The 26,507-nt window shown below is 35.2% G+C and carries 20 protein-coding genes; 10 read left to right on the top strand and 10 right to left on the bottom strand.

The genetic code is table 11. The features are described 5' to 3' along the window. The first annotated feature begins 100 nt into the window (after positions 1 to 100). From EQG63_RS05090 to rodA, 5 genes are all read left to right on the top strand, one after another. Positions 101 to 1,129 carry a rod shape-determining protein gene (locus EQG63_RS05090; protein ID WP_129435081.1) on the top strand — a complete coding sequence of 343 codons (1,029 nt, stop codon included), beginning with the start codon at positions 101 to 103 and terminating at the stop codon, positions 1,127 to 1,129. A 78-nt stretch (positions 1,130 to 1,207) separates the two neighbouring features. Beyond that, positions 1,208 to 2,038: a rod shape-determining protein MreC gene (mreC, locus tag EQG63_RS05085; protein WP_129435079.1), complete on the top strand. Its 831-nt coding sequence runs from the start codon at positions 1,208 to 1,210 to the stop codon at positions 2,036 to 2,038. Continuing rightward, positions 2,031 to 2,537, top strand: a complete 507-nt coding sequence (locus tag EQG63_RS05080; RefSeq protein ID WP_129435077.1) for a rod shape-determining protein MreD — start codon at positions 2,031 to 2,033, stop codon at positions 2,535 to 2,537. Before mreC ends, EQG63_RS05080 begins: the two co-directional genes overlap by 8 nt. After that, on the top strand, positions 2,534 to 4,474 hold the full coding sequence (mrdA, locus tag EQG63_RS05075) for a penicillin-binding protein 2 (protein ID WP_129435075.1): 1,941 nt from the start codon (positions 2,534 to 2,536) through the stop codon (positions 4,472 to 4,474). Before EQG63_RS05080 ends, mrdA begins: the two co-directional genes overlap by 4 nt. Beyond that, complete coding sequence (gene rodA, locus EQG63_RS05070; protein WP_129435073.1) at positions 4,474 to 5,730, top strand: rod shape-determining protein RodA; 1,257 nt, start codon at positions 4,474 to 4,476, stop codon at positions 5,728 to 5,730. Before mrdA ends, rodA begins: the two co-directional genes overlap by 1 nt. A 1-nt stretch (position 5,731) precedes the next feature. Here rodA and EQG63_RS05065 read toward each other — a convergent pair whose 3' ends face one another. After that, the gene (locus tag EQG63_RS05065) at positions 5,732 to 6,544 is read right to left on the bottom strand and encodes a DNA/RNA non-specific endonuclease (RefSeq protein WP_129435071.1); all 813 of its coding nucleotides are present in this window, start codon (positions 6,542 to 6,544) and stop codon (positions 5,732 to 5,734) included. 81 nt (positions 6,545 to 6,625) lie between these two features. Between EQG63_RS05065 and EQG63_RS05060 the strand changes: the two genes are divergently transcribed. Continuing rightward, positions 6,626 to 7,309, top strand: a complete 684-nt coding sequence (locus tag EQG63_RS05060; RefSeq protein ID WP_129435069.1) for a hypothetical protein — start codon at positions 6,626 to 6,628, stop codon at positions 7,307 to 7,309. A gap of 55 nt (positions 7,310 to 7,364) precedes the next feature. On the opposite strand, the gene EQG63_RS05055 is transcribed toward EQG63_RS05060, so the two are convergent. The 4 genes from EQG63_RS05055 to EQG63_RS05040 all read right to left on the bottom strand — a co-directional run bounded on the left by EQG63_RS05055 (position 7,365) and on the right by EQG63_RS05040 (position 15,997). Beyond that, the gene (locus EQG63_RS05055) at positions 7,365 to 9,470 is read right to left on the bottom strand and encodes an OmpA family protein (protein WP_129435067.1); all 2,106 of its coding nucleotides are present in this window, start codon (positions 9,468 to 9,470) and stop codon (positions 7,365 to 7,367) included. Between the two features lie 10 nt (positions 9,471 to 9,480). Beyond that, positions 9,481 to 10,416: a PorP/SprF family type IX secretion system membrane protein gene (locus EQG63_RS05050; RefSeq protein WP_129435065.1), complete on the bottom strand. Its 936-nt coding sequence runs from the start codon at positions 10,414 to 10,416 to the stop codon at positions 9,481 to 9,483. 26 nt (positions 10,417 to 10,442) lie between these two features. After that, on the bottom strand, positions 10,443 to 13,601 hold the full coding sequence (locus tag EQG63_RS05045; protein WP_129435063.1) for a gliding motility-associated C-terminal domain-containing protein: 3,159 nt from the start codon (positions 13,599 to 13,601) through the stop codon (positions 10,443 to 10,445). A gap of 221 nt (positions 13,602 to 13,822) precedes the next feature. Beyond that, positions 13,823 to 15,997 carry a carboxy terminal-processing peptidase gene (locus EQG63_RS05040; protein WP_129435285.1) on the bottom strand — a complete coding sequence of 725 codons (2,175 nt, stop codon included), beginning with the start codon at positions 15,995 to 15,997 and terminating at the stop codon, positions 13,823 to 13,825. Positions 15,998 to 16,129: 132 nt separating this feature from the next. On the opposite strand from EQG63_RS05040, the gene surE reads away from it, so the two are divergent. The 4 genes from surE to EQG63_RS05020 all read left to right on the top strand — a co-directional run bounded on the left by surE (position 16,130) and on the right by EQG63_RS05020 (position 20,464). Next, positions 16,130 to 16,897 (top strand): 5'/3'-nucleotidase SurE, encoded by a 768-nt coding sequence (gene surE / locus EQG63_RS05035; protein ID WP_129435061.1) that lies wholly within the window; start codon positions 16,130 to 16,132, stop codon positions 16,895 to 16,897. Next, positions 16,894 to 17,166, top strand: coding sequence for a hypothetical protein (locus tag EQG63_RS05030; protein ID WP_129435059.1), 273 nt, complete (start codon positions 16,894 to 16,896; stop codon positions 17,164 to 17,166). The genes surE and EQG63_RS05030 overlap by 4 nt, the downstream gene beginning before the upstream one ends. A 140-nt stretch (positions 17,167 to 17,306) precedes the next feature. Then, positions 17,307 to 18,425: a lipid-A-disaccharide synthase gene (gene lpxB / locus EQG63_RS05025; RefSeq protein ID WP_129435057.1), complete on the top strand. Its 1,119-nt coding sequence runs from the start codon at positions 17,307 to 17,309 to the stop codon at positions 18,423 to 18,425. Further along, a complete protein-coding gene (locus tag EQG63_RS05020) occupies positions 18,425 to 20,464 on the top strand; it encodes a ComEC/Rec2 family competence protein (protein WP_129435055.1) in 2,040 nt (679 codons plus the stop codon). The genes lpxB and EQG63_RS05020 overlap by 1 nt, the downstream gene beginning before the upstream one ends. Before the next feature lie 4 nt (positions 20,465 to 20,468). On the opposite strand, the gene EQG63_RS05015 is transcribed toward EQG63_RS05020, so the two are convergent. The 5 genes from EQG63_RS05015 to EQG63_RS04995 all read right to left on the bottom strand — a co-directional run bounded on the left by EQG63_RS05015 (position 20,469) and on the right by EQG63_RS04995 (position 26,478). Then, positions 20,469 to 20,999: a thioredoxin family protein gene (locus EQG63_RS05015; protein ID WP_129435053.1), complete on the bottom strand. Its 531-nt coding sequence runs from the start codon at positions 20,997 to 20,999 to the stop codon at positions 20,469 to 20,471. Between the two features lie 3 nt (positions 21,000 to 21,002). Continuing rightward, on the bottom strand, positions 21,003 to 21,461 hold the full coding sequence (locus tag EQG63_RS05010) for a thioredoxin family protein (protein ID WP_129435050.1): 459 nt from the start codon (positions 21,459 to 21,461) through the stop codon (positions 21,003 to 21,005). Between the two features lie 50 nt (positions 21,462 to 21,511). After that, positions 21,512 to 23,017, bottom strand: a complete 1,506-nt coding sequence (locus EQG63_RS05005) for a peptide MFS transporter (protein ID WP_129435048.1) — start codon at positions 23,015 to 23,017, stop codon at positions 21,512 to 21,514. Between the two features lies 1 nt (position 23,018). Next, positions 23,019 to 24,677, bottom strand: coding sequence for a peptide MFS transporter (locus tag EQG63_RS05000; RefSeq protein WP_129435045.1), 1,659 nt, complete (start codon positions 24,675 to 24,677; stop codon positions 23,019 to 23,021). Positions 24,678 to 24,765: 88 nt separating this feature from the next. Beyond that, entirely contained in the window at positions 24,766 to 26,478 is a 1,713-nt protein-coding gene (locus EQG63_RS04995; protein ID WP_129435041.1) for a peptide MFS transporter, read from the bottom strand. Positions 26,479 to 26,507: the final 29 nt, after the last annotated feature.

Below are 26,507 nucleotides of genomic sequence, written 5' to 3'. Positions count from 1 at the left end.
TTTAATTTGCTGCGTTTTTATTTTGAATTAAACCAAATTATTTTTATACTTTTGCGTTTAGAATTATCTACTTTAAATAAATAAACCCTTACAGAAAAATATGGGATTTTTTGATTTCATGACCGAGGACATCGCGATTGACCTTGGAACCGCAAATACGCTAATTATTCACAACGATAAAGTTGTCATAGATAGCCCTTCAATTGTAGCCCGCGACCGTATTACTGGCAAAATTATTGCCGTAGGAAAAGAAGCGAATATGATGCAGGGAAAAACACACGAAAATATTAAAACAATACGTCCGTTGAAAGACGGAGTTATTGCCGATTTTGATGCTTCGGAGCAAATGATAAAAATGCTTATCAGAAGTATTCCTGCTTTACAAAAACGTTTATTCACGCCAGCATTACGTATGGTTATTTGTATTCCTTCTGGAATTACAGAGGTGGAGATGCGTGCGGTAAAAGAATCTGCTGAGCGTGTAAACGGAAAAGAAGTATACTTAATTCATGAGCCTATGGCTGCTTCTATCGGTATTGGTATCGATATTATGCAACCGAAAGGAAATATGATTGTAGACATAGGGGGTGGTACAACCGAAATTGCAGTAATTGCATTAGGTGGAATTGTGTGTGACAAATCGGTAAAAATTGCCGGTGACGTTTTTACTAACGACATCATTTACTACATGCGAACGCAACACAATTTATTCGTAGGAGAAACGACTGCTGAAAAAATTAAAATTGAAATTGGTGCTGCTATTGAAGATTTAGATGCTGCTCCGGAAGACATGTCGGTTCAAGGACGTGACTTGTTAACGGGCAAACCTAAACAAGTAGAAGTTTCCTCAAGAGAAATAGCCAAAGCCTTAGACAAATCGATTCAACGTATTGAAGATGCGATTATGGAAACGTTATCACAAACGCCACCAGAATTAGCTGCTGATATTTACAACACAGGTATTTATCTTGCCGGTGGAGGTTCGATGTTAAGAGGCTTAGACAAACGTATTTCTCAAAAAACAGATTTACCAGTTTTTATTGCTGAAGATCCTTTGAGAGCGGTTGTTCGCGGAACAGGAATGGCACTTAAAAACTTAACCAAATACAGAAGCATCTTAATTAAATAACAAATTCCAAAAGACAGTAAACAAATTTATTTTGCGCCTGTCATTTTACATTGGTTTCATAAATTTTAATTTTATTCAATGCAGCAAATATTTAATTTTATACTTAAAAACAGCTATCGATTGCTGTTTTTGCTGCTTTTGACAACTTCATTAGTACTAACCATTCAATCGCACTCCTACCACAGAAGTCAAATGGTAAATTCGACTAATGCCATCAGTGGTTCGGTGTATAGTGAAATTAATGAAGTGAACACTTACTTTAGCTTAGAAGATCAAAATGAAAAATTAGCCAAAGAAAATGCTTACTTAAAAAAGCTGCTTTACAACAAAAAAGACAGCACTTCCACCCTAGCTAAAGATTCTGTAAAGGCGTATGACAAAATTGATGTGATTCAATCGAAAGTCATCAATAATTCCTACAACAGAGCTGAAAATTATTTGACCATAAATTCTGGCGCCATAAAAGGAATCAAACCAGATATGGGAGTAGTGAGCAGTCAAGGTATTGTAGGTGTAATTGAGAAAGTATCCCCAAGATACGCTACCATTATCAGTGTTTTAAACATTAAATCAAAAATAAACGCCAAAGTAAAACGCACGAATCACTTTGGATCGATGATTTGGAACGCAAAAAATGCAGGTTATGTACAGTTGAGAGAAATTCCAAGATTGGCTTCGGTAAAAAAAGGAGATACCATTGTAACTGGTGGACGTTCTACTATTTTTCCTGAAAACATTCCAGTTGGAATCATTGATAAAATTTACATCGATACCGAAACTAATTATTACACGTTAGATGTTCGTTTATTTACAGATATGACGAACCTTAATCATGTGTACATCATTTCAAATAAAGAAATTGATGAAATAAATAAATTGGAAGCAGAAACCACAAAAAAAGATGAATAGCGCTATACTTTTTAATATCGTTAGGTTTGTGTTATTGATAGCTGCTCAAGTTGTTATCTTTAACAATATCGATTTGTTCGGATTTGTCAATCCATTTCCGTATATCCTATTTATTTTATTATATCCCGTTAATTCCAATCGTGCTGGGCTATTAGTGGCAAGTTTCTTTTTAGGTTTAACCATCGATATGTTTGAAAATTCTGGAGGTGTTCACGCAGCAGCCTGCCTTATTTTGGCTAATTTAAGGCCAACCTTTTTCAAATTTGCCTTTGGTTTGAGTTATGAATACCAAACGATTAAAATTAACGATAAACTTTCACCAGAGCGTTTTACCTTTATTTTTATTTCTATTTTAACGCACCATCTTGTTTTATTTATACTAGAATTCTTTAAATTTAGTTTTATACTAGATGCACTTTGGAGAACACTATTGTCTTCCATTTTCACGTTGATAGTAAGTATTATAATCATCTATTTATTCAAGCCAAGTAAAAAATGAGAAAGCTATTACTACCCGGTATGATAATAGTTTCTGCTATTCTAATCATAGCAAGGCTTTTTTATTTACAAATTATCGATGAAGAGTTAAAATTAAAATCTGAAAACATCTCCATTAAAATTAAATACGACTACCCTGAGCGTGGTTATATTTATGACCGAAACGGAGTACTTTTAGTAGCCAACCAACCTTCGTACGATATCATGGTGGTCCCTCGTGAGATCAAAGATTTAGATACGATTGAATTTTGCAAACTTTTAAATATTACGAAAGAAGAATTTCATAAAAAGCTTAAAAAGGCCGTTGTGTATTCTCCTTTGCTTCCTTCTGTTTTCTTAGGTCAGCTAAACAAAATGGAATATGCTGCTTTTCAAGAAAAAGAACGAAAATTTGAAGGTTTTTACATTCAGCAACGTTCGCTTAGAGATTATCAAATTGATTGTGGTGGAAATGTCTTCGGATTTATCACCCAAGTAAACGAGGCCGTAATCAACAAAAACCCTTATTATAAAAGTGGGGATTTATTTGGAAAACAAGGAGTAGAAGAAACCTATGAAGAAATCCTAAGAGGTCAAAAAGGAGTAAAACACATTCAGCGCGACCGTTTTAATCGCGAAATGGGCGTCTACAAAGAAGGAAAATACGATACGATTGCTGTTCAAGGTAAAGATATAACACTTACCATTGATGCCGAACTTCAAAAATACGGTGAAGCTTTAATGAAAAATAAACGTGGTGGTATTATAGCGATTGAACCCAAAACCGGTGAAATTCTTGCCTTAATTAGCGCCCCATCGTACAATCCGAATATTTTAGTTGGGCGTCAGCGTTCTAGAAATTACACAAAACTATACAACGATTCATTAGCAAAACCATTATATGACCGAAGTCTTTTAGCCGAATACCCTCCAGGTTCGCCATTTAAAATTTTAACGGCTTTGGTAGGGTTACAGGAAAATGTAATCGATACTTCTACCGTTTTTGCTTGTCGAGGAGGATTTAGTTATGGCCGTGGACGTTTTATGCGTTGTCACTGTGGTGGCGGCATGCGTAAATTACATATGGGAATTGCAAAATCTTGTAATGCCTATTTTGGAAATACTTACCTGAATACCATTAATCATTTCAGCACTCCTTCTATTGGTGTGGACACTTGGAGTAATCATTTAAAAAGTTTTGGATTGGGGCAATTCATGGGTTATGATTTACCAACTGGACGAAGAGGAAATATTCCAACATCCAAAACATACGAAAAGATTTATCCTAATGGCGGCTGGAGAGCCACTGCCATTGTTTCCAATTCGATTGGACAAGGAGAAGTTTTAATGACGCCAATTCAATTGGCGAACATGATGGCTACCATTGCCAACAGAGGTTATTATTACACACCTCACATCATCAAAAAAATCAAAGGGCAAGCTATCGATCCTAAATTCAGAACCAAACATGTTACCACGATTGACAAGAAACATTACGAACCTGTTATTGAAGGTTTAGCGGAGGTATTTAAAACGGGTACAGCCTATTTTCTTGGGGTTGAAGGTATTGAAATTTGCGGAAAAACAGGTACTGCCGAAAACTTTGCTAGAATTAATGGCAAAAAAGTGCAGTTAGAAGATCACTCTATTTTTGTGGCTTTTGCCCCAAAAGACAATCCTAAAATTGCGATTGCCGTTTTTGTTGAAAATGGAGGTTACGGTGCCACTATTGCCGGACCAATCACTTCTTTAATGATTGAAAAATATATTAAAGGCAAAACCACCAACAAATTTAGAGAAGAGAACATGATGAATCGTAGTTTACAACACGAATACAATAAGTTTTCAAGAAAGTATATTGATTCTATGTATAAAATCAAACTACGAAAAGATTCAATTCTCCGAGTAAAAAATTTAAAAAAATTAGATTCAATAAAAAAAGCTAATGCTGCAAAATAATGAAGAATCAAAGTGTTTCAAATAATATTGACTGGATAACCATTCTGATTTACACCTTATTAGTAATATTAGGGTGGATGAATATTTATTCAGCTGATATCACACCCGATTCGAGTTATATTTTTGACATCAATCAAAACTACGGTAAGCAACTAATTTTTATTGGTTTTACCATCATTCTAGTTATAGTAGTATTAACTATCGACTCCAAGTTTTACGAACGTTTCTCAAGTGTTTTTTACGGATTGGCTTTACTTTTATTAATTGGATTATTCCCTTTGGGTAAAACTATTGCCGGACAACGTTGTTGGTACGCCATTGGCTCTTTTACACTACAGCCATCCGAGTTTGCAAAAGCAGCCGTTAGTTTAGCGCTCGCGAAATATTTAAGTGATCCTCAAATCAATTTGAAGAATTTCAACCATCAAATTATCGGACTATTAATCATATTTGTTCCTGTCTTTTTGATCATTTTACAACCCGATGCTGGTAGTGCCTTAATCTTTTTAATGTTCATTTTTGTTTTAAATCGTGAAGGATTACCTTCTTGGTACTTATGGACTGCCTTGGGAGCTGTGGTTTTATTTATTATGTCGTTGTTGTTAAAACCACAGTATGTCGTTTTAATCTCTTTCCTTTCGATTCTATTTCATTATTTTAATTCGAGAAAAATTAAGCGAAATATTATTGCCAGTAGTATCGTCTTCATTTTAATGGCAGGTTTTACTATTTCTGTTGATTATGTTTTTGAAAATGTATTTCAGCAACACCACCGTGATCGATTTAATATCTTACTAGGTAAAGAAGTCGATTTGGCCGGAATTGGTTACAATACCAACCAATCTAAAATCGCGATTGGTTCAGGTGGATGGTTCGGAAAAGGTTGGTTAGAAGGCACTCAAACCAAAGGGAATTTTGTACCCGAACAACATACCGATTATATTTTTACCACTGTTGGAGAAGAATGGGGATTTGTGGGTTCTACCGTATTAATTTTACTTTTTACAGGTTTATTACTCCGCATCTTATACTTAGCTGAAAGACAGAAGACCAAGTTTAGTCGCGTGTATGGCTATGGAGTAGCTTCGGTATTATTTACCCACTTTTTTGTAAATGTTGCCATGGTGGTTGGGATATTCCCAACTATTGGCGTACCACTTCCCTTTTTATCGTATGGAGGATCAAGTTTGTGGGGTTTCACCATTTTGCTCTTCATTTTCGTAAAAATGGATGCCAATAAAGTAAATGAGTGGTAAGTTAAAAACTCCAGCCTTTATAATCTGCTTTTCGTTCTAATTGGTTTTCGATTGCATCCGGTAAATTCGGAAAGAAATCGATACCCGTCATTTTTTCGATGATATCGATAGAAACTACAAAGTTATTTAAGGCTTTATCTGATTCCTCATGCGGCATTAAAAAAGCAATAGCTTTATATTCTCCTCTAGATTTATCAATTAGTATTTTATAAAAATAGACCGGAACGGCAACATCTTCTTTTCCTATCACATCTAAATCATCACTCAAAACGCCTCCAGTAACCACATACAAACCATCATATTTTCTGGCCCAATATCTCGTTTTTTGCTCTAATCGGTTCCAAATACCCGCATTAAAATCGTTCTTCTGTGGAGAAATATTAGAAGTATAAAAAGTTTCATTAAAAGCCGCTTTAGAAAATCGACGATCACCAGCCGGACACAAATGACCACGATCATAACCCGAGCGAATATAGTTTTTCCAATTGGCAGAACCACTTTCCACTTCTGGATCCTCAATAAAATACGGACGACGGTGGTTGGTATAACTCAATTGCTCCTTTTTTAATTCATAAGCAACCCATTCAGCTTGTTCATGAGCTTCGCTATACGACAAGGTATAATAGTTATGTTTTACTATATCTCCAGTTGTAGAAGTCGGTAAATAAAAATCTGCATTCGAATAAGCTTCCAAAGTCGTATCACGTTGAACTGAATGCACTTCGAAATCTTTTTCCTTTTCATCTGAAATTTTGCAACTTTCAAACAAATAAAAAAAACAGATTATTGATAAATATTTTCCGATTCTTCTCATTTTGGAATAATAATTGTAAATTTAAAAAACAAATATACTTAAGTCGGCGACTAAAATTCAATTAAACTTAAAACAATAAAAATGAAATCAAAATTAATTCTTGCAGGAATAGCCACTTTTATAGGGTTGTCTGCAAATGCACAGGAAAAAATAACAAATGAAGCTCATAAACAAATTCCAATAAAAAACCAGGATTCAATTGCAAAAGTAAAAACAGTCCAATTACTAGATTTCAAAGAAGCTGAAATCAACGAAAATTTGACTGAAACAACAGCAAAAAAAGTAGAAAACGGGGCATTAAACGAAATGAGCAATGCAACTAATGATGCCCAAAAAGAAATGGAAAAAGCTGCTAAGAATGCTGAAAAAGCGAAAGCAAAAGCCTTAAAACTGGAAGAAGACAAAGTAAAAGCTGAAGAGAAACGTGTAAGAGCGGAAGAAAAAAGGCTAAAAGACATGGAAAAGGAAAGAAAACGAATGGAGAAAGAACGCGAAAAAGCAGAAAAAGAACGTAAGAAAGCCGAAAAAGAAAGAGAAAAAGCCGCTAAAGCCAAAGAAAAACTGGCGAATGCTAAAGAAAAAGAAGAAGATTTAAACAAAGAAATTGAGAAAGACCAAGCCAAATTTGACAAGCTAAACAAAAATGGAAAGCTCTCTCCGGAAGACATTGAAAAATGGAATGAAAAAATAAAGAAGAAAACGGAAAAAGTAGAAGAACAACGCAACAAAATCAAAAAAGCAGAAAAAGAAGCTTACAAATATTAACAAAAAAGAGGTCTACCAGTAGACCTCTTTTTTTATTTCCTTATGTGATTATCGATTACAAATCTTTAATTACAAATTCACTTCTACGGTTTAACTCGTGTTGCTCTTCCGAACATGCTTCCTCATTAGCACATTTTACAACGGGCTGACTTTCACCATATCCTTTGGCTTTTATTCGATTTGGATTGATTCCTTTGTCAATAAAATAATCACGTGTCGATTGGGCTCTGTTTTCAGATAAAATGTTGTTGTACGTTTTGCCTCCACGAATATCGGTGTGAGAACCGATTTCTACAATCATATCAGGGTATTTGTTCATCAAACCGATTACTTTGTCTAAAATAGGCTTAGAATCCCTTCTGATGTACCATAAATCGTAATCGAAATAAATTGGTTCCGTTTTGATAACTAATTTATCTTTTTCTTCTACTACATCTTTCTCTTTAGCTAAAATTTCTTTTACCTTTTCTTTTTTCTTGGCTTCTTTTTCTTTCTTTTCTTGCTCGGCTACTAGTTTTTCTTCCTCAAGCGCTTTTTGTTTGGCTTCTGCTTCCGCTTTTTTCTGTTCTTGAACCGCAACGGCTTGTTCCTCTTGAATTTTAGCCAGTGATTTCAATTCCATTGAAGCTTCGTTGATTTTCTTTCTATCCTTTTGAAGCGTTAAAGTACGCTCATCTTCTGTAAATCCATCTTTTGATGCTTTCACTACGTATCCTTTTTCACACTCGACGGTAAAATTGAATTTTCCATCGGCGCCTACCACTACTTTTTGAATATCTTTTTTACTGATAAAATCAAATAAAGCCACTTGAGCTCCTTCCAATGGAAGTTTCGAATCCACATCAGTAATCGTTCCTGCAATATATTGCATACAATCTTCTACAATCAACGGTTTGGTTTCAAGAATTGAATAAATATCATCACTTCCTTTTCCTCCTTTACGGTTGGAAGAAAAATACCCTTCTTTAGTATCCGAATCAATCGCAAAAGCAAAATCATCAACACCTGTGTTAATAGGTAATCCAACGTTAATCGGTTTGGCATAATTTCCGCCATTAATATCAGAAACAAAAACATCTAACGAACCAAAACCTTCATGCCCGTTTGAAGAGAAATATAATTTTCCATCTTTAGAAACAAATGGAAATTGTTCTCTACGGTTAGTATTGATTTTGTCTCCCAGATTTTTTGGAGTTCCAAAACTACCATTGTTGATCTCCACCGAATAAATATCGAAAGAACCCAAACTTCCCGGCATATCGGATGCAAAATATAATGTTTTCCCATCCGGACTTAAGGCTGGATGTGCTACCGAATAATCAGGATTATTTATAGGTAACGAAATAATGTTAGCCCATTTGCCGTTAACCATTTCGGCTTTATAAATTTGAAGTACCGATACTTTTTCTTTATTCTTATTTCTTTTCCCGTTCTTTTTAGTGTAGTTTCTCGTAAAATACATCGTTTTACCATCGGCTGAAAATAATGGAGTCGCATCATGCATTTTGGTATTCACCTCATCAGAAAAATAACTCACAATAGAATCTTTAGCATTGATGTTTGTCAAAGGAATAGATAAAACATTCAAATAGCCTTCATTATTCCATTTGTAAACTTTATCCATCATGCTAAGCTCTTTTTTTACTCCTGCAAAAACGAATTTATCATTATAATTAGCCCCACCAAATTCAGAATTAGCAGTATTCACTTCTAGATTTTTGATTTTGAATCGTTCTCCAATAGCTGTCACATTTTCTAATGTTTTCAAATCACTTTCGAAATTGTTCAACGCCTGGGTATTACCAGATTTCGCTAAGTAATCTTTGGTCATTTGATTCGCTTCTGCATAATTGGCCGTTGCTTTTAAAGATTGAGCAAAACGGAAATAATATTCTGCCGGCAAATCTTTACTGAAGTTTTTGATTAAAAAACGATAGTACTTTTGAGCACTTTTCAAATCATTCGTAAAATAATAACAATCGGCAATATTTTGAATCACTTCTTGCGACCGATTATTTTCAACAGCATTTTCATACAATGGCAATGCTTCGCTGTAATACGTTCGGTCAAAATATTTCTTGGCGCGATCTAAATCGGTTTCTTGAGCATTAGTAATTTGGAATGCCAACACTAATAATATAGATAGTAAAACTTTTTTCATAATGTAACTTTTAGAAGAATCGTGGCGATTTGTCATACCCTTTACCTAATAAATCCAAATTAAATAATAAGAACACCTCATGAGTTCCTGAATTGAACTGACCTAAATTCGACAAAGTATGATCGTAAGCATACCCAATTTTTAAGTTCTTTGTAGCATTAATAGCCATCAAACCACTTACCGAATCATCGATTCTATAGGCAGCTCCCAATTCAAATCGGTTATTATACAACACATTTGCCGAAACATCTACCGTAACTGGTGCTCCTTTAGCAAATTTTGCCATGGCAGCTGGTTTCAATTTAAACATATCGCTCAGTTGAAACACATATCCTGCCGTAGTAAAAAAGTGCATTTCTTCCGAACCCAAAGCATTAATTCCTTGACGTTCTTCTATGTGTTTTGTTGGTAACAAATTAGGCACGGATAATCCGATGTAATATTTATCAGTAAAATAAAATGCTCCTGCTCCAACATTAGGTTTAAAAACGTTGATGTTCTGATTAAAAGCCTCATCAGTAGTTGTATTACCACTCTCTAATTGAAATCCGTTAAAATTAGTGGTCATATTTGTAAATCCAGCTTTCATACCAAAGGAAAGTCTGTGACTTCCTTCAAACTGTAGGATGTAAGCAAAATCTGCATATAAATTATTTTCTTTTTTTGCTCCATCACCAATATCGTCGGAAATTACCGATAATCCCAATTCAATTTTCTTATTTACGGGCATGTGTGCAAATGCGGTTAATGTTTTGGGACCACCAACTGCTCCAACCCATTGGGTTCTGTATAAAGCACCTAAATCAAGCACTGATTGTTTTGCGGTGGCGTAAGCAGGGTTCACCACATTCATATTGTACATGTAATGCGTGTATTGTGGGTCTTGCTGTGCAAAAGTTGTATATGTAATTAGGAATAAACCCAATATTGCTATTATTCTTTTCATCTAAATTGTATTTTGATAGGTTTATCTTATTTGTTTAAGTACAAGCGACCTTGTTTCGCTGGCTTGTTGTCTTTATTAAAGTTAAGAACATAAAAATAGACTCCGTTTGGCGCTGTACCATCAATTACGTTGGTAGTCGTCGAGTTATTACCCGTCCAATCTTTAGACTTGTTTCCTTCAAATAAAAGTTTTCCGTATCTATTATAGATTTCGATAGTATAGTTTGGATATAAAAATTCGATATCCGGAATATGAAATGAATCGTTTACACCATCTCCGTTAGGCGAAAACCCATCAGGGATGTAAAAACCATAATCTTCAGGGGATTCATCACAATCTGTTAAAGTAACGGTAACCGCTATTCCGTTTGCCGATTGACATCCAGTAGTAGAATTAGTATACCCATAATAAGTTGTTCCTTCGGTTAATAGTGTTGACAAAGGAAGTTGTGTTCCGCCTGTCATGGCATCATACCAAATAACTGTTCCTCCCGAAGTGGTATTATTCGATAATTGTTGTAATGTTGGATTATCCGCACCACAGAAGTTTTGTCCGTTGGAAGTTAATACCGGTGGCGCCACTACTTCCACAGTAACCACATTGGCACTTCTTGGAGAGCCACAACCATTAACACTACTAACCTCTTCAACATAATAAGTACCGCTAACTAAAACGGTTGTAGATGCTAGAGGTGTTGTACTTGTTAATGAATTATACCAATTGTATTGCGTACCATTTGGCAATAAATTCGCAACGGTCGCATTATCCGTTTCGCAAAAAGACTGATTGGCCGTTGTTGGCGCAGCAGGAATTGGATTTATGGTAAAGTTTGTCGCAACATTTGATGTACAACCATTTAACGTGATCACTACTTCGTATAATCCGGTTGCTGTTGGTATGATTTGTGGATTGGTTTGACCTGTCAAAATACCTCCATTAAAATACCATTGATATGTTGCAGCCGTTACCACAAAATTTGATGGCGTTACTGTGAGTGTTGCCATTTCTCCTTGACAAATAGTATTATCCGCATCAGAAGAAGTAATCGTTGCTAACGGAAGTGGATTTACCACAAAACTGGTTGATAAAACCAAAGGACATCCGTTTAAAGTTATGGTTACTTCATAAGTTCCTGAAGCCGTTACTGGAATAGAATTGGTAGACGCTCCCGGAATTATCGCAGTGTTTAGTGTCCAAACATACGTAGCGTCTGTCGCTACAAAATTAGTTGGAGTAACTGTTAATGTGGTTGCATCGCCTTCACAAATCGTATTGTCGGCATCTGAAGAATCTAATGTTGCTATTGGATTAGGATTGATTACGAAAGAATCGGAAACCCCTGAAACAATTACGCCACATGAATTTCCAGTATTGGTCAAGTCAGTGATTTGAATAGTTGTAGTTCCAGTATTCGTCAATAAGGCTGCTGGAATATTGAAAGTCGCACTTCCAGAAGTAACCGGAACTGAAACCATATTATTTATAGCATTATTTGCACCTGATAAGTCATATTCAAAATCAACATTGGTTAACGTTCCTAATCCTGTAATGGTAACTGGAACATCTTGTCCTTCACAAGCATCTGCAACTGTTATCGCTAAAGCAGGAACAACAGGCAATGGTAAAACTTCAAACGAACCTGAAATAGTTATTGGTCCACTACACGTTGTCGTATTGTTCGTAATACTTGTTACCGTGCAAGTTGTTATACCAGCATTGGCTAACAAGCCTCCAGGGATTGAAAAACTAGATACACCTCCTGTTATTGTAATTACAGCAGTTTGCGCAGTGGCCGTGTTGGCACCCGATAAATTATATGTGATAGTATAACTTCCATCTGCTAATGGTGCTAAATTTGACAAATTCACATTGTTTGTATTGTTTTGACAAACATTTCCTGCCGTTAAAGTAGCATTTGTAACTTGAGGGGTTGGACTTACAATAACGGTATCCATAATTACAGGTACCGGATTCACGCAAATCCCTAAAGCAGTTGCCGCAACAATATTAGTAACCGAAACCGTAAAAGTCCCTACCGATTGAAAGTTAGCATTTGGCACGTTAAACGTTGCCACTCCACCCGTAAAAGTAACCGGAATAGTAATAGGCGTCACTTGACCCGAAACAATATACGTTACATTATACGTTCCATTCGGAATTAATGCTGGTGTTTGGGCAATAGTTGCCGTATAAACAGCCGTTGCTATTTGATCTTGACATATATCTGGAGATACATTTAATACAATTCCTGTATAATCTACAGGATCTTCAATAGTAACAGTAACGGTTGCATTTTCAACAGTACAAATTGGGTTACTTGGTCTTACTTCATAAGTAAAAGTATAGACACCAGCTCCTAATGTATTGTATATATTTTGGACATTGATAAAGGAATCCGAAATCGACGTTAATTCGTTTGTTCCACTATTTTCATCCCAGCTTCCTCCTGGGTCTTCACCCGTTAAAAGTGAAAATAAGTTTAAATTCGTATAAGCTGCAAAACCAGCAGAACTACAAATTTCAAGATTATTTGGTGTTCCTGGTTCTGCCGGAGGAAAAACGGTTAAAAAGGCACTTACCGAGTTAGCCGCACAAGTCCCTACTGCCGGAAGTGTATAAGAAAACTGATAGGTTGTACCAACAGTCACATTAAAACTACTAGGGTTGATAGTACTTCCAGAAACAGGAGTACCTGTAGTTACATTGAACCAATCTCCGTTAAACTGAGGTCCTGGTTGCACTGCTCCATTAAAAAGTTGAAATAAGTTATAGCTTGATTCGTCACCACAAACGACACCATTAGGCCCTGGATTACCAGCATAACCTCCCACTATAACAGTAATTACTGAAGTATTATCAACACAACCTGGTGCTCCGGTTACTGTGTACGTATACGTATAAACGCCACTTTCACCAATCTGCCACACATTTAAAATTCCAGTCAAAGGATTAAGTCCGCCAGATAACAAATCATCTGACCATGTTCCTCCTGGTAATGGTGCACCTCCTAAAAGAGCAAACAAGTTCACTGCTTGATTGGCTGGATCAGGAATATTACATATTGTAACAGAATTATCTGAACCGGCACATTGTGCTTGTAACGAGTTTGAAAAAAAGAAAGTAGTAAATAATAAGAAGAAACTGAACAAACACGTTTTCCTAGAAAAGGGTACAATTCTATTCATATTTTTGGGATAATTTTTCTATAAAAGTAGAAATATGATGTTTTGTTAATAACTTTTAACAAAATAATCGACAAACTGTCGCTAATCCTCGACAAACAACATGCTCTACTCATTAAATTCAGTTAGGAACACTGTTAATAACTCTGTTGAAACCGCCCCAAAATAAAAACTCCAGAGACTTCTCTGGAGTTTAATTTATCTATGCTAGACGTAATAATTGACTAGGATTTCACCAAAAGTTTAGGTTTTTTTACAGGAATTGATTTCGGCTTAATTGAGGATGTTTTGATATCGGCTAAAACATTAACGGCTTCATCCACATATACATCTTTTGAAATTGCTTCAAACCAATCTTTTCTCTTTTGAGAAAAAACAGCGTCATTTTTCATCAATTCAACTTCTTCCGAAATAGGATTAACAACTAAACCATTTTTATATTTTGCAATTTCTTTATATTTTTTAGTAGCTTCCTCTATCGATTTTTGCTCCTCTAAAAATTTAGTCAAATTAAGACTGATGTTGCTATCGTCTTTTCTATCATTAATCCATTTAGCGTTTTCATCAATCAATTTAAATTGTGCATTTTCCACCAAACGTTTTTGACTGTTAGCCACTACGTTTTCAAAATTTAAAATAGATTTAGTTTCTGTATAATGCGCTTGATCGATTTTATCCCAAGGCATTGCTTTTTTCTCATCACGTTCTCCAATTTTAATATACGAATATCGATCAGGAAAAGCGATATCACTTGAAACACCTTCTAATTGAGTAGAACCACCATTTATTCTATAAAACTTTTGAGTAGTCGTTTTTAAAGCCCCTAAATCACCATAATTAGCCCCCCCTTTAAATTGAAACTGATTTAAATCGATTACGTTTTGAACAGTTCCTTTACCATAGGATTGTTTGCTTCCAATGATGACACCTCTTTTATAATCTTGAATGGCGGCAGCAAAAATTTCCGATGCCGATGCCGAAAAATTATTTTGAAGCACCACTAACGGACCATCCCATTGTACTTTAGAATCATGATCAAAAAGTACTTCTTTTTTTCCGTTGCTTGATTTAATTTGAACTACAGGACCTTCTTCAATAAACAACCCTGTGATATCGACAACTGTTTTAAGAGAACCTCCACCATTATCGCGTAAATCCATTACGATTCCTTCTACTCCAGCATTTTTCAAACGATTCACTTCCACCGCAACATCTTTGGCAGCGTCACGATTGTCTTCGTTTTCAAAATCAATATAGAATTTAGGAAGATAAATTAATCCGAATTTTTTACCATTTTTCTCAATGATTGAAGATTTCGCATAGGTTTCTTCAATTTCAACAATATCACGAATCACTTTTATAATTTTTGTCGAACCATCTACTTTACGAACAGTTAACCTCACCTCAGTCCCTTTTGGACCTTTAATTTTCTTAACCACATCATCCAAACGCATTCCTGCTACTTCAACAGGCTCGTTTGCCCCTTGAGCCACTTTTAAAATAATATCTCCTGGTTCTAATTCTTTTCCTCTCCATGCAGGACCTCCTGAAATCAACTCAGAAATTTCAGTATGATCATTTTTCTTTTGCAAACGAGCTCCAATACCTTCCAGCTTTCCACTCATGCTGATATCAAATTTTTCTTTTTCTTCAGGAGCAAAATAAAAGGTATGGGGATCAAACTGACTTACAATGGAATTAATATATACTTCAAACCAATCGGCTCTATCCAAATCGCTTACAAATTCAAAATATTCATCTAAATTTTTAATAGCTGATTCTCTCGATTCTTTTTCTAATTGTTCGAAAGTTTTTTCTTTATAATTGGCATCTTTCGCTTTATTTTCTTTTTCTATTTTTTGTTTATCAACCACAGAAGCCAACGTTGACAATTTAATTTGCAAACGCCATCTGTTTTTTAATTCGGTATAATTTTTAGCAATGGCCAATTTATCCGAATCAATATTGATACTTTCATCAGAATTAAATTCAAAAGGTTTGTCATTTAAGGCTCTATAAATCACCTTTGCCTCGTTCATTCTTTTCTGAATTCTTTCATAAACAAGCGTAAAGAAAGTCAAATCTCTTTCTCTAATCATGTCATCAATTTGAAGCTCGTAGACTTTAAATTCCTTAATATCAGACTCTATAAAAAAACGCTTTGACGGATCTAAGGCATCCACAAAATCATCATAAACACCTTTTGAGAATGTATCATCCATTACTGCTGGATCATAGTGTCCTTTCTCTATAACGTAGGAGATTAAATCCAATAAGACTTTGTCTTTTTCCGGATCGCTCTGTACTTTGGGTCTAAAACTCCATAGCGTTGCACTTAGCGCAACGACTAGTAACACTACTTTATAATTCTTTTTCATAAACATCCAAATTGCATTCATACTAATTACTAAAGTACACAAAAAACCATGCCAACAAATAGGAATGACCATAATTTTTTGTTAAACATGTAAATTTAACATTTACCAATAAATTTTCCTATTTTAGCACATGATATTTATCTTCTTTTTTCAATGAAAAAACCTTTGATTTTAGTCACTAACGATGACGGAATAACGGCTCCCGGTATTCGAGTGCTTATGGATATTGCAAATGAAATTGGAAATGTTATTGTGGTGGCTCCCGATAGCCCTCAAAGCGGCATGGGACATGCCATAACCGTTGACAACACGTTGCATATCAATAAAATCAGCAATGAATCTAACGGAATTGCGCAGTATACTACATCAGGAACTCCTGCCGATTGCGTAAAAATGGCAAAAAACGAAATCATTAAAGAAAAAATAGACTTGTGCGTCTCGGGCATTAATCATGGTGGCAATTCTTCCATCAATGTTTTATATTCGGGTACCATGAGTGCAGCCATTGAAGCCGGCATCGAAGGTATACCTGCCATTGGGTTTTCGTTAGCCGATTTTTCATGGAAAGCCGATTTTGAGCCCATAAAACCCTTTATCAAAAAAATTATAGCAGAAGTAATACGAAACGGACTTCCAGAAGGTGTTGTTTTAAATGTTAATTTTCCAAAATTGCAACAAAACGAGATAAAAGGAATCCGCATTTGCCGTCAGGCGAAAGCCAAATATGCTGAGAAATTTGACAAGCGACAATCACCCTTTGGAAAAGAATATTATTGGTTAGCAGGTGAATTTGAGTGCTTAGACAAAGGAGAAGATACCGATGTTTGGGCCTTACAAAACGGCTATATTTCAGTGGTCCCTGTGCAATTTGATTTAACCGCACATCACGCCATTCAACAACTTAACACTTGGAATTTATGAGAAAAATAGATTTATTTATAGGAATGTTCATCGGATTTATCTCTGCGATTATTGGCATTTATCTTTTTTTAGAATTCAAAACGGAATATGGATTTGCTGAAGGAATTCAAGGCATAAAACAACAAGGTTTTTTAGGCAAACTTATCGCAATGGGAGCTGTATTGAATTTAGGCGTGTTCTTTTTATTACTTAAATTCAACAAAGATCTTATGGCCAAAGGGGTTATTTTAGCCACTATTTTACTAACCTTTATTACCCTTTTCGTTTAGATGAAATCGCCATCAACAAACAGTTTGTTGCAAACAATTGAAAATCATCGAACCCCTATGAAAATAGGATATTGTGAGATAAACACAAATAAAAATTTGCGATTCTTATACACTTTTAAAAAACAATAAGCGCATCATATATGAAATATTATATTATAGCTGGAGAAGCCTCAGGTGATTTGCATGGATCCAATTTAATGAAAGCCATTTTGAAAGAAGATTCAACTGCCGAAATTCGATTTTGGGGTGGCGATTTAATGAAACAAGTTGGGGGCAACATCGTAAAACATTATCGTGAATTGGCGTTTATGGGATTTGTGGAAGTGGTGATGAATTTGAAAACCATCATGCAAAACCTTAAATTTTGCAAAGCCGACATACTGCAATTTCAACCCGACGCCATCATTTTCATTGATTATCCGGGTTTTAATATGCGCATTGCCAAATGGGCTAAAACATTACAAATTCCAACGCATTATTATATTTCACCACAAATTTGGGCTTGGAAAGAGAATCGTATTAAAGACATTAAACGTGATTTCGACAAGATGTATGTGATTCTTCCGTTTGAAAAGGATTTTTATGAGAAAAAACACCATTATCCAGTAGAATTTGTAGGGCATCCACTTATTGATGCGATTCAAAATCGTCCCAAAACGGATGTCGCAAAATTCAAAAAGGAAAACAATCTTTCTGAAAAACCAATCATTGCTTTATTACCCGGAAGCCGAAAACAAGAAATTTCGAAAATGCTTTCAGAAATGCTTTCGGTAGTGGCTAATTTTCCAGAGTATCAATTTGTGATTGCTGGCGCTCCAAGTCAAGAATATTCTTTTTACGAACAATTTTTATCGGATCAAAACATCAAATTCATTTCCAATAAAACTTACGATTTGTTAAGTGTTTCCCATGCCGCTTTAGTCACTTCTGGTACTGCCACATTGGAAACCGCTTTGTTCAAAGTTCCCGAAGTGGTTTTATACAAAGGAAGTGCAATTTCATATCAAATTGCAAAACGCATTATTACGCTGAAATACATTTCGTTAGTCAACCTTATTATGGACGCACCAGTGGTTACCGAATTAATTCAAAGGGAATGCAACACTCAAAACATTAAAAAGGAATTGAATAAAATCTTGAATACCCAACACCGCAAACAACTTCTAGCCGATTATGACGTATTAGAAACCAAATTAGGCGGTTCGGGAGCCAGTGAAAAAACAGCAAAATTAATTGTTTCAAGTTTGAAGAATAGCTAATGATGATTACCCGATTTCCGATTGCGAGAATTACGTTTTGGTTTATAGGTGGAATTCTTTTGGCATTTTATGCAAAACCAAACCTTACAACTGCCTTGTTTTTTCTTGGAATCACGCTTTTGTTTTGTGTTTACAGTTTTTATAAATCCAATAAAACATTTACACCGAATTCAACTTTTGGAATTTCCTTATACCTGGTTTTCTTTTCGATTGGAATCACAACGACTCTATTCCATAACGAAACCCTCTTTAAAAATCATTACACACAAAACGAAAGTAATTTTGAAGACTCCAAAAACTTTCATCTTGTCCTACTAGAAAAACTAAAAAACTCTGCCAAATATAATCGCTATTTTGCGAAAGTCATTTCGATAGAAAACAAGAGTTCTTGTGGAAAAATCCTTTTAAACATCAAGAAAGATTCTGTTGAAAAAACGATAAAAATCGGAAATCAGTTATTGGTTCACGATCAATTGCTTCACCATTTTAAACCCAACAATCCCAACCAATTCGATTACGGCCAATACTTAGAAACCAAAGGTATTTATGCGCAAATTTATACCGATCCTACAGCTGTAAAAATTAGCACCAAAATAGAAAAAGGAATTTTTTATTATACGTCCAATTTCAGAACTACCATTGTAGAAAATCTGGCCAAATCCGGTTTCAAAAAAGAAGAATTAGCGGTTATCACAGCTTTAATATTAGGACAACAACAAGACATTTCGCCAGAAGTGCTTCGGGATTATCAATACGCCGGAGCAGTCCATATTTTGTCAGTTTCAGGATTGCATGTTGGCTTTATTTTGTTCTTTATTACCTTTTTATTACAACCGATTCCCAATACAAAATTAGGAAACACTTCAAAATTGGTTATCGTGATTCTATCGCTTTGGCTATTTGCATTTGTTGCTGGATTGGCGCCATCTGTAGTCCGTTCTACCGTGATGTTTAGTTTTATTGCGGTTGGAATGCATTTAAAAAGAGAAACCAACACCTTTCATACCGCCATTGTTTCCTTGTTTTTGATATTACTTTTCGAACCACTATTTTTATTCGACATCGGATTTCAACTCAGTTACTTGGCCGTTTTCTCAATTCTATGGTTACAACCCCTTTTGGATAAAATATGGCAGCCTAAAAATAAAATTATTACCTATTTCTGGAATATTTTGACGGTTTCTTTTGCCGCTCAAATTGGCACTTTACCTTTAAGCATTTATTATTTTCATCAGTTTCCCGGATTGTTTTTTATCACCAACTTGATCCTTATTCCGTTTCTATCCGTGATCATGGCATTGGGAACTTTACTGATGATTTTGGCTTATTTAGATTGGATTCCAATGCTTTTATCCAAAACTGTTGAAGTATGTATCACGATAACAAATACTATAATTAACAAAATTGCCTCCGTAGAGAGTTTTGTACTGACTGCTATTCCGCTTTCCTTTTCGCTAATGCTGCTTGCTTATTTAATACTTATAAGTTGGACCATTTGGATTCAAAAACCGAAGTTCAGCAAACTATTGGCTGCATTGGCGAGTTTGTTTTTGTTTCAAATCATCTTATTTTCTACCAAGTGGAATTCAGAAAAAAATGGGGAATTGATTGTATTTAATGTGATGAAAAAATCTATTATTGCGATGAAAAATGACAGTTCCATTAACCTGTTTGCATCGGAAGCCATCACCAAAAATTCTTTTGAAGAAAGAATGTTACAAACCTATGCAACGGCCAATTATTCAAAAATCAGTAAGACAGAACCATTATCAAACACCCTATATTTTAACCACAAGAAAATATTAGTTATTGATAGTTCGGCAGTATACAACACTTCGATTTCTCCTGATATTGTGCTTTTGACTCATTCTCCAAAAATAAATCTAGAGCGATTGTTAGCCACACAACATCCAGAAATCGTTATTGCCGATGCTTCCAATTTTAAAAATTATACTACAGCTTGGAAACAAACTTGTTTGAAAAGAAAAATCCCTTTTCACAGCACTTATGAAAAGGGATTTTATAGTTTAAAAAAATAAAAATTTAGCTTTTTACTTTTTGGATTTTATTGGCTTTCTTTTTGTTGGAAACATATTTTGCCACAATTTGATTGGCGCCATCTAACCATGCTGCTGGACCTCCTGCAACATAACCCGTACTGCCTAATTGCTCGAAATTTATTTTACCATCTTTATTTCCTGATTTTACAAACCAAACCGTTGGATATCCTCTCACCCCAAACATTTGTTGTAATTGATCGTTTTGCGCCTTAATATTTTCAGGTTGTGGTGTTCTACGTGGAAAATCTAATTCTACCAACACCACTTTATCTTTTGCCCACGCTTCAAATTCAGGCGTTTTGAACACTTCTTTTTGCAAACGAATGCACCAGCCGCACCAATCGCTACCCGTAAAAAACATAAAAATGGGTTTGTCTTCTTTTTGAGCAATTTTGGAAGCGATTCTCATATCGGTATGCCACACTAATCCTTTATCTTCATTATTTTTCGTAGCTGTAAAGCTCCACACTAAAAAAGCAATTGCTACTATTGAAAGGTATTTAACTATTTTCATATTCTAATTTTTTAATGATTTCAATAATTCTTCAGGTGTTTTATATCCGTCTAATGTTTCCTGCACATTCCCTTTTTTATCCAAAATATACATGGATGGATAACCCGGTACTTTTAAATGTTTCGTAAGCTCGTGTGCACTATTTCTTCCTTTTCTATTGGGATCGTACCCTGGGTTATTAAACGCAGCGCCTTGATAGTTTACTTTAGAGTTTCCTTCTGCATTAAATTTTACAGCGTAATAATTCTTATTAACATAATCAACCACAGCAGGATCTTGAAAAGTATTTTTATCTAACATTTTACAAGGCCCACACCATTCGGTGTACACATCCATAAAAATTGGCTTAGGAACTCTTTTTTGCTTGGCCAATGCCTCTTCCAGCGACATCCAATTGATATCTTGGGCTTGAACAGCAAATGTTCCTAAAAAAAGGAATAGTATGAGTAGTATTTTTTTCATGTCACAAATTTTACTTTTGATTAATCAAAAACAGTGCCGAAATTACTGTTTTATTTAACTTCTTGCATTAGTTTTTTTACCAATGGTGAAATCAGAATTAAAACCACTCCTGCCACAAGTGCATAAATGGCCAATTGTTTGTATCCATCGGCATAGACCATTAATTTATCTAAATTGGAAGCATTTTCGGAAGCTTCAGCAATATTAGCACCTAATAAACCCGCAAAATACTGACCGTAAGCACTGGCTAAAAACCACATCCCCATGATAACAGCTTGGGTCTTTTGAGGCGATAATTTGGTCATGGCACTCATCCCGATTGGGGACAAACACAATTCTCCAAAAGTAATGATAAACCATCCAAAAGTAAACAAATCTAAAGAGGTTTTACCCGAAGCATCGGCAAAGAATTTAGTGTAATAAAAAATCCAAAAACCACCCGCTAGAAACACGAATGCCAATCCGAATTTCACCACTGTATTGGGTTCAATTTTTCTTTTATTCATCCACAACCAAACCATTCCAACAAGTGCAGCAAATACAATAACAAACAACGAATTGGCTGAATTATTCACTCCATTTGGATCTAGCTCTACACCTGCTACGGTATTTTCTAAATTATTCGCTGCAAACAAACTCAAGGAACCTCCACTTTGTTCGAAAAAAGCCCAAAAGAAAATAGAGAAAATTATAAACACCAAAGCGGCTAACAATTTTTTATTTTCCGCACTTGAAAAATTACGCATTTCGTAAAACAAATACAGAATAGAAGCCGGACCAATGATCATCATGAAATAATCAGTATACACCGTATTGGCCACCATTAAAATGATTACCGGCACAATTGCCAACGAACCAATGAAAGTAATCACTTCCAATGCTTTTCGCTTCGAATCTTCTAAATGGGCTAAAGGAGACAATCCGATTTCACCTAAGCTTTTTTGTGTTTGAGTAAACGTCAACAAACTTATTATCATTACGATGGCTGCAAAACCAAAGGCATAATTCCAACGTAAGCTTTCAGGCACCAATGAAGACCATAAATTTCCGTTCGCCACAGCAATACAGATATAACCTCCGATTAAAGCCCCTAAATTCACACCAGCATAAAACAAAGAAAATCCGGCATCACGACGTGCATCTCCATCTTTGTATAATTGCCCTACCATGGAAGAAATATTTGGCTTAAAGAAACCCGTTCCGACGATGGTAAAACCAATTCCGATGAAAAAGAAATGTTTGGGATCGATAGCTAAGATGACACTTCCGACAATCATTAACAAACCGCCCCAAAACAATGATTTTCGAAGCCCTAAAATTTTATCGGCAAACAAACCTCCGATAAAAGTAAAGGCATATACCCAAGCTTGAGTCGCACCATATTGAAGATTGGCTGTTTTTTCGTCCATGGTTAATTGGCTTACCATAAAAACCACCAACATACCTCGCATACCGTAGAAACTGAAACGTTCCCACATTTCGCTAAAAAACAAATACCAAAGTTGTTTTGGATACTTTCCTTTAAAATCTTGAATTTCTTGTATAGTTGTTCCCATATTAATTAATTCCTTTTTCTTTCATTACTTTATTCAACTGTTTCAACAAGGCAAACATCAACAAGGTTGCAAACATTAGCAATCCAAAGTTTACCCAAAAGAAATCGGTTTTATCATCGTAGGTATCCCACATACTGGCCAAAACTCCCGATAATTTATTTCCGATTGAAGTTGCCAAAAACCATCCTCCCATCATCAAAGAAGTTATATTTCTTGGGCTTAATTTGGAAACTACAGATAATCCCATGGGTGATAATAGTAATTCACCGATAGTAATTACGCCATAATTAGCAAATAACCAAAGTACAGATACTTTTTCGGAACCATTTTGTCCAGCCTTAACTGCTAAAACCATTACTAATACTGACAAAGCAGAAATTAATAATCCGAAAGCAATTTTTGTTGGAGTGGAAGGTTCTTTTTGGCGACTTCTCAAGAAGGTGAAAAATGCTACTATTAGAGGCGTTAATGCAATTACCCAAAACGGATTAATTGATTGACTTAGGTTGGATGCCCAAACGGAAACTTTAGCCCCTTCGCTTGGTAATTTTTCTTTGGCTACGTTTCTGAAGTACAAAGGATAATTCACTTCTTTGATTACTTCTCCGTTTTTCTTTTGAATTCGAAATGCGTTATCGTATAAGGCAACAGAATCTTTTTTGTATTCTAATTCTTTCGTAAGAAAAATATTATCTGTAACCTTCTTTGCTATTCCTGTCACTTCACGATTCGTGTATTTATCTCCCCAGTTGTTTAAAGCAGATCCGTTAAGTTTAAAAACAGCCCAAAATAAAATTACCACGGCAAAAATAGCCAACAAAGCACCAATAGGTCTTTTATCGTCTTCTTTGGCTTTAAAATATAAACTTGAGTAAAATAATACTACTGGTATACAAGCAAAAATAAAGGCATCGGTACTATCAGAACCAAAAATGGCACTATCTAAATTTGTATCGGATGCTACACCTTTTATGAGCCAACCAATAATTCCGAATACTACTGATGGTACTAGAATAAACATAACAATTTTCCAAAAAGGCATATCTCCTTCTTGTGTTCCTTTTTTCTCTGTTTTATCACCATAATATTTGGTTCCCAACATAAAGACAATTACTCCAATAAACATACCAACACCAGCGACAGAAAAAGCAGCGGCCCAGCCAAATAAGTTTTCGAAAACAGCTCCAAAAAAGTTACAAATAAAAGCTCCAACATTTATTCCCATATAGAAAATATTGTACCCTTCATCTTTTTTAGCTTTATATTGTTCGTCGTTGTAAAAATTACCTAACAAAGTAGAAATATTTGGCTTAAAGAAACCATTACCAACAATAACTAAAGTCATGGCGACATATAACATGGGAAGATTATGAATTCCCATCATCAAATAACCTATTCCCATCATGATTCCACCAGAAATTATGGAATTTCGATATCCAAGATATCTATCTGCTACTAAACCCCCGATAAAAGGAGTTAGGAATACTAAGGCAATAAATGTTCCATACAAATCTGAAGCCTCTGCTTCGGTCATGGCAAAACCGGCTTCTACATCTTTAAGGTATAGGGTAAAAATTCCAATCATTAAATAATAACCGAAACGTTCCCACATTTCAGATAAAAACAAATAAGGCAAGGCCTTTGGATGTGATTTCCACATAATTTATTAGGTTAATTTGGTCTAAAAATAAAAAAGCCCGAAACCGTAGTTTCGAGCTTGAAAGATATAAAAATATTTTTTAATAGTTTTACTGCACTCCGTTCATCATTTTCTTTAAACGTGGAGACAATAAAGCAAGGATAATAGCTGCTACTCCACAAAGAATTACGAACACCATGAAGAACTCGTATAAATTGTGAATTTCAAATCCAGCAAAAGTAGTATTCGCCATTGGCAATTGCTCTTTTTCGAATAAAGCTACTTGCTCGGGAGTTAATGTCACTTTTTTATCCAATACTTCTTGAAGGTTAATTCCTAGTTTTTCTGCTTTTTGGAATTTATCTCCCGTTGCCGGAATAATAGCTCCTAACGAACCTGCTAAAGCATAACCCGCCGCATTAGAAATAAAGAAAACTCCGTATAGTAATGAAGCGAAACGTTTCGGTGCTAATTTACCAACCAAAGACAATCCGATTGGAGACAAACAAAGTTCTCCCATCGTTTGAATTAAGTACAATAACATCAACCATTTGATCGCTAACAACCCTGAATTTCCTAAGTCTTTTACATTATGCGCGATGATGAAATAACTTAAGGCAATTAATGCCAAACCAATAGCTTGTTTTAAAGGCGAAACCGGTTCTTGACCTTTAGCTCTTAATTTATCCCAAAGCAAACTGAAAGGTAATGCTAAGGCTACTACGAATAATCCGTTGAAAATTTGAACCATTGAAGGCGGCATATCCCATCCGAAAATATGTCTGTCGGTTTGGTTATCGGCGATGAATGTTAATGAGGATCCCGCTTGTTCAAAAGCAGCCCAAAAGAAAATAATAAAGAACGAAACGATATAGATTACCCAAATTCTTTGTCTTTCTACTTTATTTTCGGCAGAGCTCATAATTAAGAACGCCAAAGAAATACCAGCAGAATAGATAAACGGATAAATAATTCCTTTGATTAATTGTCCCATTTCCACAGAAGTGAAACCAAACTCACCTACCAATACATATCGGAATACAAAAAATAAGGCTACGAATAATCCGATAGCAATTCCGATTGATTTTCCAGTGAATTTTGCCGTTTGCGTTTCACCTTCTTCAAAATCGTCACTTGTATTGTGTTTTGGCAAACCACCGATTGGTCGACCTTCCGGATTTACAACATATTTATTTTTAAGAATAAAAAAGGTGATAGTTCCAATGATCATCGCGATTGAAGCCGCTAAGAATCCCCATTTGAAAGCAAAAATATCTCTAACTCCTGCATCATCTTTTACATCTCCTAAATAAGGGCAAATAAACTGACCTAAAAAGGCACCCATATTAATTCCCATATAGAAAATGGTGAACGCTGAGTCTAATTTCGATTTCTCTTGTTTTGGATACAAACTTCCCACCATGGAAGAAATATTCGGTTTGAAGAAACCATTTCCAAAAATGATAATAAATAAGGCAATCCACATGATGGTTTTAGCGCCACCTAAGTTCGTAGAGAATGTTGAAGCACTTAAAAATAATAAAAACTGTCCGATAGCCATTAAGGTTCCTCCAACAAGAATACAATTTCTGTTTCCTAAATATTTATCAGAAATAAATCCTCCTAACAATGGTGTTAAATAACATAATGCTAAAAATCCACCATAGATAATTGCGGCATCCGCTTCTTTTATTAAAAGAGAATTTACCATGAAAAGCGTTAATAACGCTCTCATTCCGTAGAAGTTGAAACGTTCCCACATTTCAGTTCCGAATAATACCCAAAGTCCCTTTGGATGTCCAGTTTTTACTGTTTCACTCATTTTTATTTGTTTTGGTTTCTATTGTTGGT

The sequence above is a fragment of the Flavobacterium amnicola genome, from assembly GCF_004122165.1.
Lineage (GTDB): Bacteria > Bacteroidota > Bacteroidia > Flavobacteriales > Flavobacteriaceae > Flavobacterium > Flavobacterium amnicola.
The sequence above is the reverse complement of the archived record's forward strand: the minus strand, read 5'-3'. Positions and strand labels throughout refer to the sequence as shown.

What these genes read in the sequence shown, in the direction of transcription:
- EQG63_RS05090 (WP_129435081.1), top strand. Translation starts at nt 101, where the DNA reads ATGGGATTTTTTGATTTCATGACCGAGGACATCGCGATTGACCTTGGA.
- mreC (WP_129435079.1), top strand. Translation starts at nt 1,208, where the DNA reads ATGCAGCAAATATTTAATTTTATACTTAAAAACAGCTATCGATTGCTG.
- EQG63_RS05080 (WP_129435077.1), top strand. Translation starts at nt 2,031, where the DNA reads ATGAATAGCGCTATACTTTTTAATATCGTTAGGTTTGTGTTATTGATA.
- mrdA (WP_129435075.1), top strand. Translation starts at nt 2,534, where the DNA reads ATGAGAAAGCTATTACTACCCGGTATGATAATAGTTTCTGCTATTCTA.
- rodA (WP_129435073.1), top strand. Translation starts at nt 4,474, where the DNA reads ATGAAGAATCAAAGTGTTTCAAATAATATTGACTGGATAACCATTCTG.
- EQG63_RS05065 (WP_129435071.1), bottom strand. Translation starts at nt 6,544, where the DNA reads ATGAGAAGAATCGGAAAATATTTATCAATAATCTGTTTTTTTTATTTG.
- EQG63_RS05060 (WP_129435069.1), top strand. Translation starts at nt 6,626, where the DNA reads ATGAAATCAAAATTAATTCTTGCAGGAATAGCCACTTTTATAGGGTTG.
- EQG63_RS05055 (WP_129435067.1), bottom strand. Translation starts at nt 9,470, where the DNA reads ATGAAAAAAGTTTTACTATCTATATTATTAGTGTTGGCATTCCAAATT.
- EQG63_RS05050 (WP_129435065.1), bottom strand. Translation starts at nt 10,416, where the DNA reads ATGAAAAGAATAATAGCAATATTGGGTTTATTCCTAATTACATATACA.
- EQG63_RS05045 (WP_129435063.1), bottom strand. Translation starts at nt 13,601, where the DNA reads ATGAATAGAATTGTACCCTTTTCTAGGAAAACGTGTTTGTTCAGTTTC.
- EQG63_RS05040 (WP_129435285.1), bottom strand. Translation starts at nt 15,997, where the DNA reads ATGAATGCAATTTGGATGTTTATGAAAAAGAATTATAAAGTAGTGTTA.
- surE (WP_129435061.1), top strand. Translation starts at nt 16,130, where the DNA reads ATGAAAAAACCTTTGATTTTAGTCACTAACGATGACGGAATAACGGCT.
- EQG63_RS05030 (WP_129435059.1), top strand. Translation starts at nt 16,894, where the DNA reads ATGAGAAAAATAGATTTATTTATAGGAATGTTCATCGGATTTATCTCT.
- lpxB (WP_129435057.1), top strand. Translation starts at nt 17,307, where the DNA reads ATGAAATATTATATTATAGCTGGAGAAGCCTCAGGTGATTTGCATGGA.
- EQG63_RS05020 (WP_129435055.1), top strand. Translation starts at nt 18,425, where the DNA reads ATGATGATTACCCGATTTCCGATTGCGAGAATTACGTTTTGGTTTATA.
- EQG63_RS05015 (WP_129435053.1), bottom strand. Translation starts at nt 20,999, where the DNA reads ATGAAAATAGTTAAATACCTTTCAATAGTAGCAATTGCTTTTTTAGTG.
- EQG63_RS05010 (WP_129435050.1), bottom strand. Translation starts at nt 21,461, where the DNA reads ATGAAAAAAATACTACTCATACTATTCCTTTTTTTAGGAACATTTGCT.
- EQG63_RS05005 (WP_129435048.1), bottom strand. Translation starts at nt 23,017, where the DNA reads ATGGGAACAACTATACAAGAAATTCAAGATTTTAAAGGAAAGTATCCA.
- EQG63_RS05000 (WP_129435045.1), bottom strand. Translation starts at nt 24,677, where the DNA reads ATGTGGAAATCACATCCAAAGGCCTTGCCTTATTTGTTTTTATCTGAA.
- EQG63_RS04995 (WP_129435041.1), bottom strand. Translation starts at nt 26,478, where the DNA reads ATGAGTGAAACAGTAAAAACTGGACATCCAAAGGGACTTTGGGTATTA.